The following is a 19401-nucleotide window of genomic DNA, read 5'->3' on the forward strand; positions in this document are numbered from 1 at the left end:
TGACCATCATGCAAATGGTTTATGGAAGATAAGTAATTCTTTATAAAAGCAAAATAAAAAATAAATTGTTACGATGTAGTCAATAGGATTGAAGGAGTGGATACAATGACAGACTATGTTTACAATTTAATGAAAAAACACCATTCGGTAAGACAATTTAAAGATAAACCGCTAAGTGACGACACAGTTAGAAAGTTGGTAGAAGCAGGTCAGAGTGCATCAACGTCTAGTTATTTACAAACATACTCAATCATTGGTGTAGAAGACCCAAACATTAAAGAACAATTAAAAGAAGTATCAGGACAGCCATATGTTGTGGATAATGGCTATTTATTTGTCTTTGTTTTAGATTATTATCGTCACAATTTAATCAATGAAACTGTTGATTTTGACATGCAAACTTCTTTTGAATCAGCAGAGGGGTTATTAGTAGGCGCAATCGATGTGGCTTTAGTGTCTGAAAATATGGCTTTGGCTGCAGAAGATATGGGTTATGGTATTGTTTATTTAGGTTCACTACGAAATGATGTTGGTCGTGTTAAAGAAATTTTAGATTTACCTGAATATGCATTTTCATTATTTGGAATGGCTGTGGGAGAACCGGCAGAGGATGAGAATGGTGCACCTAAGCCACGTTTACCGCTTGATCATGTATTCCATAAAAATGTTTATAATAGTAATGCGAAAGAACAAAGAGAAGCGATTCAAAAATATGATGAGACAGTTAGTAACTATTATAAAGAACGAACGAATGGAAAACGCCAAGAAACATGGTCAGAACAAGTCGCTGGGTTCTTAAGTGGAAAAACACGTTTAGATATGTTAGAAGAATTGAATAAATCAGGATTAATGAAGAAATAATCGCGTTTTAATAAAGAAAGCGTAGCTAACGATTACAATTGTTTGAAATAAACACAGTAACGTTTGAGCTACGCTTTTTAAAATATGAATTAATTTGTTGATAAATCTCCATATTCGTTTGAGTTAAACTTATCTTTGTCCATATTACCAGTCAGCTTAGCTGTACCAGTACCTGCTAATATTGAATCATTAACGTTCAATGCAGTACGTCCCATATCGATGATGGGTTCGATTGAGATAAGTACCCCTGCAAGTGCTACTGGAAGGTTTAACGTTGATAATACGAGGATGGATGCAAATGTTGCGCCACCACCGACACCAGCTACACCAAATGAACTGATAATAACAACGCCAATTAAAGTAAGTATAAATGGTAGATCAATATCTACGTTTGCAACTGGTGCTACCATGATAGCTAGCATCGCAGGATAAATACCTGCACAACCATTTTGACCTATGGATAAGCCAAATGATGCTGAGAAATTAGCAATCCCATCTGGTACACCTAATCGCTGCGTTTGCGTTTGAATGTTTAATGGTAATGCACCCGCACTTGAACGAGAAGTGAATGCGAATACAAGCACTTCGAATGTTTTCTTAACGTAACGAACTGGATTGATACCCATAATTGCTAATAATATTAAATGGATAATGTACATTGTGATTAATGCTGCATATGATGCAACCATAAATTTACCTAATGTCCATATCGCTTGGAAATCACTTGTAGCGATTGTTGATGCCATAATCGCAATGATACCGTATGGTGTGAGTCTTAATACAAATGTCACGATAGACATGACCAATGAGTAAATTGCATCGATACCACGTTTTAATAAACTACCACTATCCGGTTGTTTGCGAGCCACACGTAAATAAGCAAAGCCTACAAAAATCGCAAAGATAACCACTGCAATTGTAGACGTTGTTCTTTGACCAGTGAAATCTAAGAATGGATTACTTGGTAATAATTCTAGAATTTGTTGTGGTAACGTATTAGCAGTTATATCTTTCGCTTGATTACTAATTTCGCTTCCTCTTGAATTTTCTGCACTGCCTAAATCAATGCTTGAGGCATCGAGGCCAAATACAATGGCATAAAAAATTCCTACGATAGCAGCAATAGCTACAGTTCCAATTAAAAACATAAAAATATAAGTACCGATTTTAGCGAATTTATCACCAATTTGTATTTTGCTGAATGCAGATACGATTGAAATGAAAATCAGTGGCATTACAATCATCTGTAGTAATGCAACATAGCCGTCTCCTACAATACTGAACCAATCTGTAGTTGTTTCAAGTACTTTAGAGTTAGCACCATAAATGAGATGTAAAGCAATTCCAAACACGATACCCAATCCTAATGCGGTAAATACTCTTTTAGGAAATGAGACGTGTTTTTTAGCCATTATAAATAACCCAATTAAGAATACAATCATAATGACAATATTAATAACTGTAAAAAAAGTCCCCATAATGAATCTCCTTATAATATTCTAATTCCGACATACTTTATAAGGATAATACTATTTATTTTATATTTCAATACTTTGAAATAAAAAGCATAAATTATAAGTTTTTGAAAAGACACAATAGCTAATTAAATTAAAACAATTTAAAGTTTTAAATTATTAATCATATAAAAAAAGGGTGAGGCAGTGGATTCAAAATGAATGCTGTCTCACCCTTATATTAATAGTATTGTGACAAATTGATAGTGTCACAACTGTTCGCTTTATTTGAAAGATTTATAAGTTAAATAATCGTGCAAAGAAACCTTTCTTTTCATCGTTAGGTCTACCAAGAGGAGATGACTGAGATTGTGTCGTAATATCCTCTTTTAATGTATCGATAGATTGTTGATTTTTATCATTAATTTCTTTAACTAAATCATTTTTAGTGTATTCAGATTGCTCTTTTTGAGCCGTTTGAATGGCTTCTTGAGCATTTTGAATAGCTAATAATGATTGATTATTAACATCTAATTTTTCAGTGATTTGATTTTGAAGTTCTTTTAATTCTGTTTGTTGTTGATGAACTTGACTGATCATTTGACCAAGCATTTGACGTTCTTCACGCATTTTTTGAATTTCTGTACGTAATTCTTCTACTAATTGCGTAGCGCTTTGATCCGCAGGTAATTGTTCATTGTCTTCTTTAACAATGACTTGTAAAAAGTCTTTTTCCTTTTCAAGCTCTTCAAAAGCTAAATCATAACTATTTGTTTGTTTTACTTTTTCAGCGATATCTTGGAAAAGTTCAATATCTTCTTCTTTAAAATCAGTAGCTTCACGGCCACGGTATTCAGTCTTACTAAGTTGATAGCCACGTTCTTCTAAATGTTGGACTATTTTACGGACTTGTTTTTCACTTAGTTCGACACGCTGAGCGAATTCTTTGGTTAACATAGCTGAAAGTCCTTTCGTTCATTGATTTATGTACACTGACGTTTGTCTTCTGTCAGTGAAACGTCAGTCTAACCTCGACTATTAGTTTAACCCTTTATATCGCTCATTTCAAGTGTTCCTAGTGTGGTAGGCGTAAATTCATTTTTACTAATAAAGGATAGATAATATCGCGTGAAATACCATTAGCAAATACATATTTTAAAATATAATTTGATTTCACACTTGCTGGGTATATATCTTTAGTTAATTCAATGTTTGATTTAATGAATAAATCTACTTTAAAAGGCGATTCAATTTTTGAGTAATTTGGATGTATATAATCAATTTCACTTTGTCTTTCAAAGCCATTAGATAGCAATAATTGCTGGCGTTGAGTGACTGCTTGTTGATTAATGTCTTGTAATGAGTGATCTGTTTTAGGCACTTCAACCATTACAAAATTAATATCACGAGCATGCACCTTATTAGAAAGTAGGTTTAATTGATGCTCAATTTCTTGTAGTGTGCTAACGAGGACATCTTCATAATCTGAAGTGTTATTCGCAATTAAGTGTATTAAAAAGGCTGAATTTGTTGTTGCTTCATAATGTGCTGTCGCTAAACTAATGATTTCATCATCTCGTATGCCCACGAGAAAAGTATAATCATTTTCTGTTTTATTATTTTTTAAGGATCGCTCAATAATATAGCTATCTTCATAAAAATTTACATCTAATTGTTGATTATAAAAAGCGATTGCTTTGTCATAATACGCATCTTTAATTGATTGAATCACATGAAATTTCATAATATCACCCCCACGAATATTTGTTTAAGTATAGCATATTTAGATAATAAGACGTCATTAATAAAACGTTATGAGACGAAAAAAGGCCGTAAGATAAACGCACTACTATAGCGCATCTTACGGCTTCAAAGTTTAAATCCAATCGTGATTATGATTTTGGACCTTTAGATTCATTCGCATAATGTGTGATATCAATTTCTTCGTAAGCTGAGTTATTTTCCTCAACTTCGTCATGTGAAGATTCATCTTTGTTAGCAACTACTAAAAATTTGCCGTCTAAGATTTCTTTTTTGTATTTTTCTTTTTGATCCTCAGATAAATCATAACGAGCTAAAACAGCTTCTTCACCGTCTTCGCCAGTTAATAATTTAGACATGCGATCACTAAATGAACCACTTGTGGCAATTAAAGTCACTTGAGAATCATGTAAATCATCTAAGTGTAATTTACTTTTACTTACAACGACTAATTCATTTTCTGAATATCCTTCAGCTTTTTTCTTTTGTACAACGTTATAAATTTCATCTTGCTTATCTAATACGGTAAAATCTGCCATATCAATCGCCCTCCATCTTTTCGTCCTACTTTTAATAAAAATATACCCTTAAGAATATTTATAAAACGCAACTATAGTTATTATATAATTAATTAAGAAGTGTTTACAAATAGTGTTGAGCAATATTTAGTTAAACGCTTACACGACAAAATATTATTGTGAAAGGGCTTATAACCATTTCTATGATATTGAAAATCAAGCAAAAGTTTGCTATTATCGTAAAATAATTTATATCACTCATATAATCTAAAGAATATGGCTTTAGAAGTTTCTACCATGTTGCCACAAACGACATGACTATGGGTTCAGAATCAATACATAAAATGGACGATGTTTATTTAAATGACTATCTAGAAATACTGTATAAGGTTGTTTCACTTTGGAGGTTGTATATTCATTCACTTCATCCTATGAGATAAAACAAATTTAAAATTATAAAGTGTTTAAAGAAGAATACATTTAAATATACGACTTCTTGAAATTTTAAAATGATATGTATTGCCTGTTCGCTCATGGATCCTGAAACTTTCTCGTAAAGTTTGAGGCTTTTTTTGTATACAAATTTAGGAGGTTTTGACGTGGAATCGCTTAGACAGAAAGTCAAAGAAGATGGCGTAGTAATTGATGAAAAAATATTAAAAGTTGATGGTTTTTTAAATCATCAAATCGATGCAAAACTAATGCATGAAGTAGGCAAAACATTTTATGAGCAATTTAAAGATAAAGGTGTTACTAAGATTTTAACAATCGAGGCATCAGGCATTGCTCCAGCTATTATGGCGGCATTACATTTTGATGTCCCATGCTTATTCGCTAAAAAAGCGAAACCAAGTACGTTGAAAGATGGTTTTTATAGTACGGATATCCATTCGTTTACAAAAAACAAAACAAGTACAGTGATTGTCTCAGAAGAATTTCTAGATGAGAATGATACAGTTTTAATCATTGATGATTTCTTAGCAAATGGCGATGCCTCACTAGGATTATATGATATTGCACAACAAGCTAAAGCTAAAACAGTTGGTATTGGCATTGTTGTTGAGAAAAGTTTCCAAGATGGCAGACAAAGACTAGAAGAGGCAGGTTTAAATGTGTCTTCATTATGTAAAGTAGCCTCATTACAAGGCAACCAAGTGACTTTACTAGGTGAAAATGAATGAAGACGTTCATTTTAAGTTTACAACACTTATTAGCAATGTACGCCGGTGCAATCTTAGTACCAATCATCGTTGGTACGAGTTTAAAGTTTACACCAGAACAAATTGCGTATTTAGTCACAGTGGATGTTTTCATGTGTGGTGTAGCAACATTTTTACAAGCTAACAAAGTAACAGGTACAGGTTTACCCATTGTACTAGGATGTACGTTTACTGCAGTTGCACCTATGATTTTAATCGGTCAAACAAAGGGTCTGGATGTGCTATATGGTTCATTATTTATATCAGGTATTTTAGTTGTTATTATTGCACCATTCTTCTCTTACTTAGTTAAGTTCTTTCCACCTGTTGTAACAGGAAGTGTGGTTACAATCATTGGTATCAATTTAATGCCAGTTGCAATGAACTATTTAGCTGGTGGAGAAGGCGCTAAAGACTATGGAAATCCTAAAAATTTAATTTTAGGTGGCGTTACACTTATCATTATTCTTATCTTGCAAAGATTTACAAAAGGGTTCTTAAAATCTATTGCGATTTTAATCGGACTGGTTGCAGGAACAATATTGGCAAATCTGCTTGGTTTAGTAGATATTAAGCAAGTGGGAGAAGCCCATTGGTTAGGCATTCCTCAACCGTTTCGTTTTTCTGGTTTCGGTTTTGATTTAGGTGCGATACTGGTATTTACGATTGTAGCAATCGTAAGTTTAATAGAATCGACTGGTGTATATCATGCGCTAAGTGAAATTACTGGCAAAAAATTAGAAAGAAAAGATTTTCGTAAGGGTTACACTGCGGAAGGTCTTGCTATTGTATTAGGATCAATCTTTAATTCATTTCCTTACACGGCATATTCACAAAATGTTGGGTTAGTATCTTTATCAGGTGCGAAGAAGAATAAAGTGATTTACGGTATGGTAGTTTTACTACTCATTTGTGGTTGTATTCCTAAATTAGGTGCTTTAGCTAATATCATTCCATTACCTGTATTAGGCGGTGCAATGATTGCGATGTTTGGTATGGTGATGGCTTACGGTGTTAGTATTTTAGGTCATATTGATTTTAAGAATCAAAATAATTTATTAATCATTGCAGTATCTGTAGGATTGGGTACAGGTATTAGTGCAGTACCACAAGCGTTTAAAGCTTTAGGTGAGCAATTTGCATGGCTAACTCAAAACGGTATTGTATTAGGCGCGATTTCTGCAATTATTCTTAATTTCTTTTTTAATGGTATAAAGTATAAACAAAGCGAAGAAAATGTGAAATAATAGAAATAACTATATATAAAAATGGAGGCTGTATTATCAATGTGGGAAAATAAGTTTGCTAAAGAATCTTTGACGTTTGACGATGTTTTATTAATTCCAGCAGCATCAGATGTGTTACCTAGTGATGCGGATCTTAGTGTTGAATTATCAGAACGAATTAAATTAAATATTCCAGTTATATCAGCTGGTATGGATACAGTAACCGAATCTAAAATGGCAATTGCAATGGCACGTCAAGGTGGTCTAGGTGTCATTCATAAAAATATGGGCATCGAAGAACAAGCTGAAGAAGTTCAAAAAGTTAAACGTTCAGAAAACGGTGTTATCACAAATCCATTCTATCTAACACCTGATGAAAGTGTATATGAAGCAGAGGCGTTGATGGGTAAATACCGTATTTCAGGTGTACCAATTGTGAGTGATAAAGAATCAAGAGCATTAGTAGGTATTTTAACTAATCGTGATTTACGTTTTATAGAAGATTTTTCAATCAAGATTTCTGATGTGATGACTAAAGAAAACTTAATTACAGCTCCTGTAGGCACAACATTGGATGAAGCCGAAACAATTCTACAAGAACATAAAATTGAAAAATTACCTTTAGTGGAAAATGGCCGTTTAGAAGGTTTAATTACAATTAAAGATATTGAAAAAGTCCTTGAATTCCCTCATGCAGCTAAAGATGCGCATGGTCGTTTGCTCGCTGCAGCAGCTATCGGGACATCTAAAGATACAGAAATTCGCGCTCAAAAATTAGTCGAAGCTGGTGTAGATGCATTAATTATCGATACAGCACACGGTCATTCTAGTGGCGTGATTCAAGAAGTTAAAAAAATGAAAGAAACATATCCTGAAGTTACTATTATCGCAGGTAATGTAGCGACTGCTGAAGCAACACGTGCATTATTCGAAGCTGGTGCTGACGTAGTTAAAGTTGGTATTGGACCAGGATCAATTTGTACAACACGTGTCGTAGCAGGTGTAGGTGTACCTCAAATTACAGCGATTTATGATTGTGCAACGGAAGCACGTAAATTTGGAAAAGCAATCATAGCAGATGGCGGTATTAAATTCTCTGGTGATATTATTAAAGCGTTAGCAGCTGGTGGACATGCAGTAATGCTAGGAAGTTTATTAGCTGGTACTGAAGAAAGCCCAGGTGCCACTGAAGTATTCCAAGGTAGACAGTATAAAGTGTACCGAGGCATGGGTTCTTTAGGCGCAATGGAAAAAGGATCAAATGACCGTTACTTCCAAGAAGACAAATCTCCTAGAAAATTTGTCCCTGAAGGTATTGAAGGTCGTACAGCTTACAAAGGTCCATTACAAGATACAATTTACCAACTTATGGGTGGCGTAAGAGCTGGTATGGGTTATACAGGTTCACCTGACTTAAAAACATTACGTGACGAAGCACAATTCACACGTATGGGTCCTGCTGGTTTAGCAGAAAGTCATCCACATAATGTACAAATTACTAAAGAATCACCTAACTACTCATTTTAAAATTAACGTAGTGTGATGATGGCAGTTTGTTAGAAAGAATGGGGAGCACTTTTCAATTCAAATATGTTTGTCTCAGAGTTTGTTCACTTTAAAACATAATCTTGGAGCAATACATTTGGAAAGTGTCTCTCTATTATTTACATAAAATTCAATTTAAAGGAGATCCACAATTATGGAAATGGCTCAAGAGCAAGAGTTGATTCTTGTCTTAGACTTTGGTAGTCAATATAACCAATTGATTACACGTCGTATTCGTGAAATGGGCGTATACAGTGAATTACACGATCACGAAATTTCAATTGAAGAAATCAAACGTATGAATCCGAAAGGTATCATCCTTTCAGGTGGTCCAAACTCAGTTTATGAGGAAGGTTCATTTACGATTGACCCCGACATTTATAATTTAGGTATTCCTGTACTCGGTATTTGTTATGGTATGCAGTTGACGACGAAACTTTTAGGTGGAAAAGTTGAACGCGCTAACGAACGTGAGTATGGAAAAGCAATAATTAATGCGAAATCAGATGATTTATTCTTCGGTTTACCATCTGAACAAACAGTATGGATGAGTCATTCTGATAAAGTGATTGAAATTCCAGAAGGATTTGAAGTTATCGCGGATAGTCCAAGTACAAGTTATGCAGCAATTGAAGACAAAGAACGCCGAATTTACGGTGTTCAATTCCACCCTGAAGTACGTCATACAGAATACGGTAATGATTTATTAAGAAACTTTGTGCGTCGTGTTTGTGAATGTACGGGCGAATGGACAATGGAAAACTTTATTGAAATTGAAATTGAAAAAATTCGTAACCGTGTTGGCAATCGTAAAGTCTTATGTGCGATGAGTGGTGGTGTAGATTCATCAGTTGTAGCAGTCTTATTACATAAAGCGATTGGCGATCAATTAACATGTATCTTTGTTGACCATGGATTACTTCGTAAAGGCGAAGGGGACATGGTTATGGAACAATTTGGTGAAGGTTTCGACATGAATATTATTCGTGTGAATGCACAAGAGCGTTTCATGGATAAATTAAAAGGGGTATCTGATCCAGAACAAAAACGTAAGATTATTGGTAATGAATTTGTATACGTGTTTGATGATGAAGCGGCTAAATTAACAGATGTTGATTTCTTAGCACAAGGTACACTTTATACTGATGTCATTGAATCAGGCACTAAAACAGCGCAAACAATTAAATCTCACCATAACGTAGGTGGATTACCAGAAGATATGGAATTTGAACTTATTGAGCCTATCAATACATTATTCAAAGACGAAGTACGCGCTTTAGGTATTGAATTAGGTATTCCTGAACATTTAGTTTGGAGACAACCATTCCCAGGTCCAGGTTTAGGTATCCGTGTGTTAGGTGAAATTACAGAAGATAAATTAGAAATTGTGCGTGAATCAGATGCGATTTTACGTGAGGTTGTGCGTGAAGAAGGTCTTGAAAGAGATATTTGGCAATACTTCACAGTTCTTCCTGGCATTCAATCTGTAGGTGTAATGGGAGATTATCGTACGTATGATCATACTGTAGGTATCCGTGCAGTAACATCTATCGACGGTATGACAAGTGACTTCGCCCGCATTGATTGGGAAGTCTTACAAAAAATCTCAAGCCGTATTGTAAATGAAGTCGATCACGTTAACCGCGTAGTCTATGACATTACGTCTAAGCCACCAAGCACTATTGAGTGGGAATAAGAGTCAACAAATAAGTATAGGCTAGAAACACCTTTATAATAGGGTTTCTAGCCCTTTTTAATATGAGAGGTTATATAAATGAAATTAAATAAAATGAAGCTTCAAGGAGAAAATTATTCTAAGGCATTAGCCATTTGGGAACGTTCAGTTATAGCTACACATGATTTTTTAAAAGAGAAGGATAGAATACAACTTAAAAAGGAAATACCAACATACTTCCCATATGTTGAAGTATATTTATGGTTCGACGGGAACGACATCATTGGCTTTTCCGGGACTCATGATTCAAATTTAGAAATGTTATTTTTAGATCCTAAGTATTTTAAACAAGGATATGGCACGGCAATACTTCAAAGTCTAATTCGAGACCATAATGTTCGGTATGTGGATGTAAACAAAGATAACCCCGGTGCCTTGGCATTTTATCGCAAGAACGGATTCATAAAATATGATGAATCTGCAAAGGATGGACAAGGTAGGGATTATCCAATCGTGCATCTTAAATTGTAAATGGTTTTACTTCTTCCATGCCATTAATAATTCATTATGGTTTGTTTTATCAATATTGGCGTCGATTTTTATGAAACCTAAATCCGTATAAAAATGAACGGCGCGATGGTTTTCTTCAAATACTTTTAAAGATAAATAATCATATTCAGATTGTAAATGCTTAATGAGTGCATGCCCAATCCCTTGGTCTCGAAATTCTTCTTTTACAAACAAGCCGGCTATGTAAGTGTTATTAAGCCCGCAAAATGCGACAATGTCCTTACCATTTTTATAAACGTAAACCTCAGCATACTTAAGAGCATCAAGTACAGTAGTATAGTTGTCTATCCAATAAAAACTATCAATAAAGGTATGTGTATCTAAATTTGCATTAAGCCAAATATTGCCTAATACTTTTATTGTTTTGCGATTTTTCTTTTTTAAATGTTCAATCATAGTAGACACCAACTTTAAATGTTTAATAGGTTATATCAAAGTGATAAAGGTATTAATGCTATAGTCTGGGACGACAAATTTAGAAAGAATTCTGCCCCACTCCCCCTTGTCTAAAGATACGAATTCGATTCGTTCGTCATCATAAACGGTGATTGCGATAGTCAATGAAGATGATCTGATTATGTATTAATCACAACATATCTGATGATGTACATCTCTAGTATTTGATTCACTATTACCCTAAATTTACGTGTATTGTTCTGAAATGAACATATTATTAAGAAAAATTCACTAAATATTAATTAAATCAATAATTATAAGAGGTTTTTTAAAATATTTTTAAGCGGTTTCACAAAATTGTTACATGCATGACTGTTAAAATATGTTACTTTATAGTTAAACAAAATAAATTCATTTTATCCACTGACGTTCAATCTTTATCCATATAGAGATTGAGCGTTTTGTTTATTAACGCATAAAAAGAGTGAAATCTAATGATTTCACTCTTTTTATGGAATGTTTATGTGCGTTATGCGAGACTTATTTTTTAGTTAAGTCGATGATGAATTTAACAAGTTCAATAATACCAGAAATGATTCCCATTTTGAGTACCTCCTTATTAAATGTTAAATAAAGTATAACGTGACTTTGAATATCTGTGGGCGATAGTTCCTAACTCAATGAAAGCGTTTCGTATTCGTTAGATTTCAGACAATTAGTAACGATAAATCATGCCTATCTGAATGATTAAAGGTCGATAATAATATTGGATAAACGAAATACCCTTCGAATACGTTAATAGATTGACTTTTTAGCAATAATTTTTTATATTGTATGTATTGTGCTGAATTTTTACATAGGTCTTTATCAAGCAGTTGTGCAAGGGTACGCAGTATTCATTGTTCAATTGAAGGATGAGACATATGGTTGATGATACATATAAGGTAGCTTGAAAGAGCATTTATACATATTAAGTAAATGAGTTCTCATAGAAACCTACAATAGTTAGTAAATATCTGATATCTAAGGATAAAACTAGACTATTGTAGGTTTTTTCTTATATTGTTTATAGTATAAGGGAACTTTTTTAATGAAATAGATTGAAGACATGGAGGAGCGGCAATGTTAAGTTCAGGTTTTTTACTAACATTATTTTTCGTAACGCTTGTCATTGCAGTGTTAAGTGGCTTGATTTTTTTAGTGCCATCGGTTCCTGTAAAATACATACGTTTACATTTAACTTTACTTCTATTACCTGTCATTGTAGGAGTAATTGGCTTAATCACTATTAATGGCAGAGATATCGTAGGCATCTTTGCGCTAGACAAATTAGCTTGGTTAGTAGGTGCCTTTGTACTCGCTTTAGGGTTTATAATTCAAAAATTCTCTACACGTTACTTATTAGGTGATCGTAATTATCGTAAATACTTCCCGTTATACACATTTACAACGGTATTTGCGTCTGTAGGTTGGCTAAGTAATGATTTACGTTTAATGGTTATTTGTTGGGGATTGACATTATTTTGTTTAACGCAACTGATTCGACTCAATCGTTCATGGAAAGTACCAGCTGAAGCAGCAAAGGTTTCAGCACGATCATTTATCATTGGTTGGGTAGCATTACTTTTAGCTGTCGTTGTATTTTATATTGGTACAGGCGATTGGGTTATCGACCCATCACAAGATTATGATGTTGCAATGAGTTATGGACTGAAATTAATTGTAGATTTATTACTCGTTATTGCAGTTATTATTCCAGCAGCACAGTATCCATTCCAAAGCTGGTTAATTGAATCTGTTGTAGCACCCACACCTGTTTCTGCAATTATGCATGCTGGTATTGTAAATGCAGGTGGCATCATTTTAACGCGTTTTTCACCTGTGTTTGATAATAGTATTGCCTTAACGTTATTACTTATTATTTCAAGTATTTCTGTACTTATCGGTTCAGGAATTAGCTTGGTGCATGTTGATTATAAAAGACAGCTTGTAGGTTCAACAATGAGCCAAATGGGTTTTATGCTTGTACAATGTGCGTTAGGTGTTTATTCTGCTGCGATTATTCACTTGATTTTACATGGCGTCTTCAAAGCAACGCTATTCTTACAATCAGGATCAATTGTTAAACGTTTTAATATCCCAACACCACCTAATGTTAAACGTTCTTATGCTTGGACAGTGTTAGGGAGAACATTAGCAATTGTTATTGCAGTTATTTTCTTTTTAACAAGTTCGCACACACCTTATACATTAATTAGTGCATTTATTTTAGCATGGTCGTTATCTGTATCGTGGAATCAGATGGTTGCGCTAAATAGAGGAATGATGGGTAGGATGATTGGCATAGCAATGCTCATCATTGTAGCGCTTGTTTATGTTGTGACCCATGACGTATTTGTCAATATTTTAAGTAATGTATATATGGTTGCGCCACACCCACCATTCATTAGCGTGGTCATTTGTATTGCCATTCTAGTATTAGGTAGTATCTTTAGCATTTGGGTAGCACGTCGTCGTTCGTCAACAGCTTTTGCTAAAGTATATTTATGGCTTGTGAAAATTGGGGAAGCAAAATTTAAATCGGTTGAAAGTCATCCGAATTATTTAAAAAAATATTTATAAGAGGTGGCATCAAACATGACTATAACTAAATTTAACATAGAGGACACAGTCAAAGCGGCACGTCGTGTGATTACACCACTATCTCCGATCTCTATCTTTGCTGCACGTAATCCGTGGGAGGAAATGGAACATGAAACGTTTGATCAAGTTGCTCAATGGTTTAAACATGTTCGCGATATAGATTTGTACCCAAGTCATGCATCGGTGATGACTGCTTTGGAAAATGGAGAGATAGATCAAACACTCGTAGAAGCAGACGTTCAACAAGCTATTAAAGCTTACGATACATCAGTGCCAAAATCACATATTGATACTTATTGTAAGAACGCAATGCGCATTAAGGATGTGCCTACAAACCTAATAACTAAAGAAGCCTATTTAAAGATTGAAGTTTCTAAGCTTAAACGTGTATTTGAAGATGAACCTTTTAAATACGCACGTTCAAAAAGTGCGAATGCGTTTAATGCTAAAGGCGAATCTTTAATGGATGAACTGAATACACATATTATTAAGTGGTCTAAATTATATTTGGATAACTTCCAATCAAGTTGGACAATGCCGAAAAGAGAAAAAGGATTTTATATCTCTTGGTTGCATCTCGCACAGCACGATCCCATGTTGAGTAAGACACAACGTAAAATGGTTAAAACATTACCTCAAGATTATAGAGAAGCTTTAATTATGGCATTGAACCATTTAGATATAGCGGAAGATGAACGAGAGTCTTATTTAACAGGACATTTCTTATCGTTACCAGGTTGGGCTGGAATGATGTATTATCGTGCCGAACAACATGAGCATGAAGCGGACTTATTAACACAGTATCTTGCTATACGATTAACGATGGAATGTATTTTATTAGATACTGAAAAAATGAGTCGCCCGGCAGTCTTAAATGTGGAAAGACGAATTAAAGAATTGGTAAGTAAGTGGTTATATTATGGAGAAATGTCTATTGATGATTGGGCATCGATGTCTATTGAAGATCAGTTAGAACATTTAAGATTTGCACATGATTTTAACCCGCTTTATTTCAAAAAATTATGGCTTGAAGCATGGGAAGAAACGCATGAACGTGAGTTAGTGGAAGCGATATATGATAAATCTGTTAAACCAGTTAAACAAGAAACACAAGTTCAATTAGCCTTTTGTATTGATGTGCGTTCTGAACCATTTCGTCGTCATTTAGAAAGTGAAGGACCATTTGAAACAATCGGCATTGCAGGTTTCTTTGGACTTCCAATTAGAAAAGAAGTGCTAGATGAACAATTTACACATAATTCATTGCCTGTTATGGTATCGCCGGCTTATGCCATTAAAGAGTACGCGGATCGTCATGCTCTAAATACGTATAATCAACAGCAACATTCGGTTACGTCTATGTTCTATACATTTAAATTGATGAAACATAATGTTTTACCAAGTTTACTATTACCGGAATTAAGTGGACCATTTTTAAGTTTGAATACGATTGCGAGTACATTGATGCCGAAGAAGACAGGGCATTTTGTTCGTAATTTTACCAAGAATTGGTTGAAGAAACCTGAAGCTAAACTAACAATAGACCGTGAACATGAAGTTTATAGTGATTTACCAATCGGTTTCACAGAAGAAGAACAAGTTGCCTTTACAAGACAAGCATTACAATTGATGGATTTAACGACGAACTTTGCCCCTTTAATTGTATTAGGGGGTCATGGAAGTGTGTCTAATAATAATCCGTACCATGCCTCGCTAGAATGTGGTGCTTGTGGCGGTGCATCAAGTGGCTTTAATGCTAAATTATTAGCAATGATGTGCAACTTGCCTCACGTTCGTAAAGCTTTAAAAAGTGAAGGTATAGTGATTCCAGATTCAACGGTCTTTGTGGCTGCAGAGCACAAGACGTCTATCGATGACTTAGAATATATTTATATGCCTGAATTAACGACAGAAGCACAACATGCATTGGATATGTTAAATGAAGCTATGCCGCGTGTAAGTTATAAGGCAAATTCTGAACGTCTAGCAAATCTTCCTGGCTTAGATCAAGAACATTTAAAAGACCCAGTGGCAGAAGCACATCGCTTTGCGAATGACTGGAGTGAGATTCGTCCAGAATGGGGCTTAGCACGTAATGCGGAATTTATTATTGGCCAACGTAGTATTACTGCAGGCACTGATTTAGAAGGGCGTGCTTTCTTACATAATTATGATTGGAAGAAAGATGCTGATGGACAATTATTAAACACAATTATTTCAGGACCAGCGCTAGTAGCCCAATGGATTAATTTACAATATTACGCATCGACGGTTGCGCCGCATTTTTACGGAAGCGGAAATAAAACGACGCAATCTGTTACGTCTGGTGTCGGTGTCATGCAAGGGAATTCAAGTGATTTACTTGCCGGGTTGCCTTGGCAATCAGTTATGGCAGCGGATAACAAGATTTATCATTCTCCAATTCGATTACTGGTCGTTATTCAAGCGCCGGATCAATATATCAAAGACTTACTTGAGAATAATGTTAAGTTCAAGCAGAAAGTGGATAATCACTGGGTACGTTTGGCTAGTATTGATGAGAACGATAGCTGGAAAGACTGGTAGGGAGTTCGGTTTTTCCGAAAAAAATGATAAAATAAGGTTAATCAATCAATAGGAGATAAAAGATTAATCATGGCTAAATCTAAAGGTGCTTATGAGGCAGAAATTAGTAAAGCAATTACGCAATGGGAAAAGGACTTTCTCGGACGTGGCTCACTCTCAGTAAAAACGGATATATTACGCGATATGATTATCGTCAATTTGCAAGGCGTATTAACACCAGCCGAGTATAGAGTATGTAAAACGCAAGAAGGTTTACTTAACATTAAACGTACGCGTTCAGAACTGGTGGAATCCGGTCAAGATGATTTGATGCAATTAATCTTAGATATTACTGGGGTTAGTGTAAGTAGTTTCCATAGTGATTTAAGTACGATTACAGGTGAACGTGTGATTGTATTTAAACTAGATACTAATTTGGAAAAGCAACTTTAATATTCAACAACAAGCATTGTAATATAAATTTAGAAAAGTACCCTATCTAGTCAGCAATAGAAACTGACCTTCAGGGTACTTTTTATTTATAGGAAGGTTAATGGATGCATGATTCATTTATATTTTATAATTTCTAATTAAGAGATTATTTTAGTGGTTTAGTGTACAATTTACACAAAGGTAATCTAGGAGTTGAAAGTGATGCGCGTAAATGAATTTAAGCAACCCATTGGAGAAGCATTAGATGATTTTGTGACGCCGCCTTTTCCTAATAAACAATTATTAGAAGGGCATTATGGCAGCTTAGCAAAGTTGAATAGTCATCACACAGATGATTTGTATGATGTGCTATGTGATGTTGAATCAAGACATATTTGGACGTACCTTTATGAAGGCCCTTTTGATTCTAAGTCGGAATTTGAACAATACATTAACCAACTGATTGATAGTGAAGATAAATATTTCTTTACGATTATAGATAAGGTGCAGTACAAACCTCTAGGTATTGTGGCATTAATGCGCATAAATCCAGAACAAGGATCGATAGAAGTGGGCAATATCATTTATTCTAATCAATTACAGCAAACACGTGTAGCTACAGAAGTTCAATATTTGTTAGCAAAATATGTATTTGAACAACTAGGTTACAGACGATATGAATGGAAATGTGATAATTTAAATGCGCCTTCTAAGCATGCTGCACAACGATTTGGCTTTACATACGAAGGGTTATTTAGACATTCTAATATTTGTAAAGGTCGTAATCGCGATACGGCTTGTTTCTCAATGTTAGATAGCGAGTGGCCAGATGTGAAACTAAGATTCGAACATTGGCTTGCACCGTCTAATTTCAATAAGGATGGACAACAAATTAAACATTTAAATGACTTTTAATGAAGTGATTTAAATGAATGCGAATTACAGAAAACAATGAAATTAGGGACTGATGAACGTATGAGGAAACAAAAAAGAGAAATATCACCTATGACGACGGTACCTATGTTCATGATTGGGTTAATTATTTTTATTATTGTAGCAATAAATGTCAGTCGTGATACATTAATGGTTCAATATATCGATAAAGGATCATTACATTGGCTAACCGATTACTTTGGTGAACCAAAACGCAGATTTGGTGACGGCATTTGGCATAATTTTATGACGTTTTGTGCTGAAATAGGAGAAGTAAAATCTGTTATCTATATCACGTTATTTTTAGCTATCATTTTATTATTTAAACATTTTAAGCTAGCTATTTGGATGCTTTTAACGGTATCCAGTGGTACGTTATTAAATTATTTGATTAAAGAGCTAATTGAAAGACCACGTCCATATAATCATTTGATGCGAGATCATGGTTATTCCTTTCCAAGTGGCCATTCTAATGCGAGTACGCTATTAGCGTTAATGTTATTCATTATCTTAATTCCACTAATCAAGTTTAAAGCTATCAAGATTATAGCCAGTATTATAACCATTATCGTATGGATAGGTGTATTGTGTTGCCGACTATATTTTCATGCGCATTATATAACGGATGTAGTTGGAGGTGTGACATTAGCTATAGTGTGGATAGCATTGTTTTTAATGATACTACCACTGTTTAACCTTAATCTTCGTCATAAATCTAATAATAATGAATAGGACAACATCTTTTTAACAAAGGGGAGATGGCAATGCCAAAAGATAAAGCATGTACTTTAGTTCTTGGTGGTGGCGGTATTACAGGGATTGCATGGGAATCAGGCGTCTTAGCTGGATTGATTGAAAGTGGTGTGAGTTTAGATTTAGCAGATAGAATCATTGGCACATCAGCAGGATCATTTGTAGGTGCAGTACTGGCGAATGGTGATGATATGCGCACATATTACTATGAATTAAATGAGCGCAGAGATGATAGTGATCGGGCGACGGTTTCTTCAGATATTTATCGTTTATGGCAGAATGCCTTTATTGTAGGTCGTGATGATGCTGTAAAAGTAGGGCAAATGATGGGAGACATTATATATACGAGACCCTCTCGTGTCGATTTATCTAAACGTAAGCAAGCCATACGACAGCGTTTAGGAGATGTAGGGTGGCACGATAATTTGGAAATTACCGCTATGAATGCTAAAACAGGTGAAGTTACTACATTTCATTCACATAGCGATGTAACACTTGAAGAAGCTGTGACAGCAAGTGGCGCAGTACCGGGTATTTGGCCGCATATACATTTGAATCATCGTGACTGGATTGATGGGGGCATGGTTTCTCCTACTAACGCAATGTTAGCAGAAGGTGCTGATAGTATCATTATATTGGCACCGTTAGCGGATGGCTTAGGTATGATACCGGGGGCATTTGATGATGCTAAACGATTGCGTGAACATAGCCATGTTCTAGTGATAAGTCCAGATAGTAAGAGTAGAGTAGAAATTGGAGATAACATTTATGATCCTAATAACATCTTAAAAATAGGGAATGCGGGGTATGAGCAAGGCAAATCCCTCGCACAACGCATTCATATGGAATTTAGCGAGTGGGTTGAATGATTTTTCACATTTAAGACTACGC

The 19401-nt window shown here is 34.8% G+C and carries 17 protein-coding genes, 1 pseudogene and 1 riboswitch; of the genes and pseudogenes, 12 read left to right on the forward strand and 6 right to left on the reverse strand.

Annotated features, from left to right (window positions below; all coding sequences use genetic code 11):
- Positions 1 to 105: 105 nt before the first annotated feature.
- Positions 106 to 861, forward strand: a complete 756-nt coding sequence (locus KA909_RS02945) for an NADPH-dependent oxidoreductase (RefSeq protein WP_210129950.1) — start codon at positions 106 to 108, stop codon at positions 859 to 861.
- 89 nt (positions 862 to 950) lie between these two features.
- Here KA909_RS02945 and KA909_RS02950 read toward each other — a convergent pair whose 3' ends face one another.
- The 4 genes and pseudogenes from KA909_RS02950 to KA909_RS02965 form a co-directional block, all read right to left on the reverse strand.
- Complete coding sequence (locus KA909_RS02950) at positions 951 to 2339, reverse strand: L-cystine transporter (protein WP_075108943.1); 1389 nt, start codon at positions 2337 to 2339, stop codon at positions 951 to 953.
- A gap of 429 nt (positions 2340 to 2768) precedes the next feature.
- Positions 2769 to 3272: pseudogene (locus KA909_RS02955) on the reverse strand (DNA-binding protein); the annotation flags it as partial.
- A 118-nt stretch (positions 3273 to 3390) separates the two neighbouring features.
- Positions 3391 to 4059: a hypothetical protein gene (locus KA909_RS02960; protein WP_053030259.1), complete on the reverse strand. Its 669-nt coding sequence runs from the start codon at positions 4057 to 4059 to the stop codon at positions 3391 to 3393.
- 148 nt (positions 4060 to 4207) lie between these two features.
- Entirely contained in the window at positions 4208 to 4615 is a 408-nt protein-coding gene (locus KA909_RS02965; RefSeq protein ID WP_075108940.1) for a general stress protein, read from the reverse strand.
- Positions 4616 to 4832: 217 nt separating this feature from the next.
- Positions 4833 to 4935: riboswitch (purine riboswitch) on the forward strand.
- A gap of 258 nt (positions 4936 to 5193) precedes the next feature.
- Here KA909_RS02965 and xpt point away from each other — a divergent pair.
- The 5 genes from xpt (at position 5194) to KA909_RS02990 (ending at position 10770) form a co-directional block, all read left to right on the forward strand.
- Entirely contained in the window at positions 5194 to 5775 is a 582-nt protein-coding gene (gene xpt / locus KA909_RS02970; RefSeq protein ID WP_053030257.1) for a xanthine phosphoribosyltransferase, read from the forward strand.
- Positions 5772 to 7040, forward strand: a complete 1269-nt coding sequence (gene pbuX, locus KA909_RS02975; protein ID WP_053030256.1) for a xanthine permease PbuX — start codon at positions 5772 to 5774, stop codon at positions 7038 to 7040. Before xpt ends, pbuX begins: the two co-directional genes overlap by 4 nt.
- Positions 7041 to 7079: 39 nt before the next feature.
- Positions 7080 to 8546 (forward strand): IMP dehydrogenase, encoded by a 1467-nt coding sequence (guaB, locus tag KA909_RS02980; RefSeq protein WP_053030255.1) that lies wholly within the window; start codon positions 7080 to 7082, stop codon positions 8544 to 8546.
- 172 nt (positions 8547 to 8718) lie between these two features.
- Positions 8719 to 10260: a glutamine-hydrolyzing GMP synthase gene (gene guaA / locus KA909_RS02985; protein WP_053030254.1), complete on the forward strand. Its 1542-nt coding sequence runs from the start codon at positions 8719 to 8721 to the stop codon at positions 10258 to 10260.
- Positions 10261 to 10338: 78 nt separating this feature from the next.
- Positions 10339 to 10770 (forward strand): GNAT family N-acetyltransferase, encoded by a 432-nt coding sequence (locus KA909_RS02990; protein WP_210129951.1) that lies wholly within the window; start codon positions 10339 to 10341, stop codon positions 10768 to 10770.
- 6 nt (positions 10771 to 10776) lie between these two features.
- Here the strand turns inward: KA909_RS02990 and KA909_RS02995 are convergent, their stop codons facing one another.
- Positions 10777 to 11205: a GNAT family N-acetyltransferase gene (locus KA909_RS02995; protein WP_193839768.1), complete on the reverse strand. Its 429-nt coding sequence runs from the start codon at positions 11203 to 11205 to the stop codon at positions 10777 to 10779.
- Positions 11206 to 11745: 540 nt separating this feature from the next.
- Positions 11746 to 11808, reverse strand: a complete 63-nt coding sequence (locus KA909_RS13745; RefSeq protein ID WP_089046351.1) for an alpha family phenol-soluble modulin — start codon at positions 11806 to 11808, stop codon at positions 11746 to 11748.
- 519 nt (positions 11809 to 12327) lie between these two features.
- Between KA909_RS13745 and KA909_RS03005 the strand changes: the two genes are divergently transcribed.
- From KA909_RS03005 to KA909_RS03030, 6 genes are all read left to right on the forward strand, one after another.
- On the forward strand, positions 12328 to 13827 hold the full coding sequence (locus KA909_RS03005; protein ID WP_193839767.1) for an NADH dehydrogenase subunit 5: 1500 nt from the start codon (positions 12328 to 12330) through the stop codon (positions 13825 to 13827).
- Positions 13828 to 13842: 15 nt separating this feature from the next.
- Positions 13843 to 16413 carry a DUF2309 domain-containing protein gene (locus tag KA909_RS03010; RefSeq protein ID WP_193839766.1) on the forward strand — a complete coding sequence of 857 codons (2571 nt, stop codon included), beginning with the start codon at positions 13843 to 13845 and terminating at the stop codon, positions 16411 to 16413.
- Positions 16414 to 16482: 69 nt separating this feature from the next.
- Complete coding sequence (locus KA909_RS03015) at positions 16483 to 16845, forward strand: Na-translocating system protein MpsC family protein (protein WP_011276808.1); 363 nt, start codon at positions 16483 to 16485, stop codon at positions 16843 to 16845.
- 201 nt (positions 16846 to 17046) lie between these two features.
- Positions 17047 to 17739 carry a GNAT family N-acetyltransferase gene (locus tag KA909_RS03020; RefSeq protein ID WP_193839765.1) on the forward strand — a complete coding sequence of 231 codons (693 nt, stop codon included), beginning with the start codon at positions 17047 to 17049 and terminating at the stop codon, positions 17737 to 17739.
- A 60-nt stretch (positions 17740 to 17799) separates the two neighbouring features.
- Positions 17800 to 18489, forward strand: a complete 690-nt coding sequence (locus KA909_RS03025; protein ID WP_193839764.1) for a phosphatase PAP2 family protein — start codon at positions 17800 to 17802, stop codon at positions 18487 to 18489.
- A 32-nt stretch (positions 18490 to 18521) separates the two neighbouring features.
- Entirely contained in the window at positions 18522 to 19379 is an 858-nt protein-coding gene (locus tag KA909_RS03030) for a patatin-like phospholipase family protein (RefSeq protein WP_193839763.1), read from the forward strand.
- The last annotated feature ends 22 nt before the right edge of the window (positions 19380 to 19401 follow it).

It is taken from the genome of Staphylococcus sp. GDX8P54P, from assembly GCF_017893165.1.
Taxonomy (GTDB): Bacteria; Bacillota; Bacilli; order Staphylococcales; family Staphylococcaceae; genus Staphylococcus; species Staphylococcus borealis.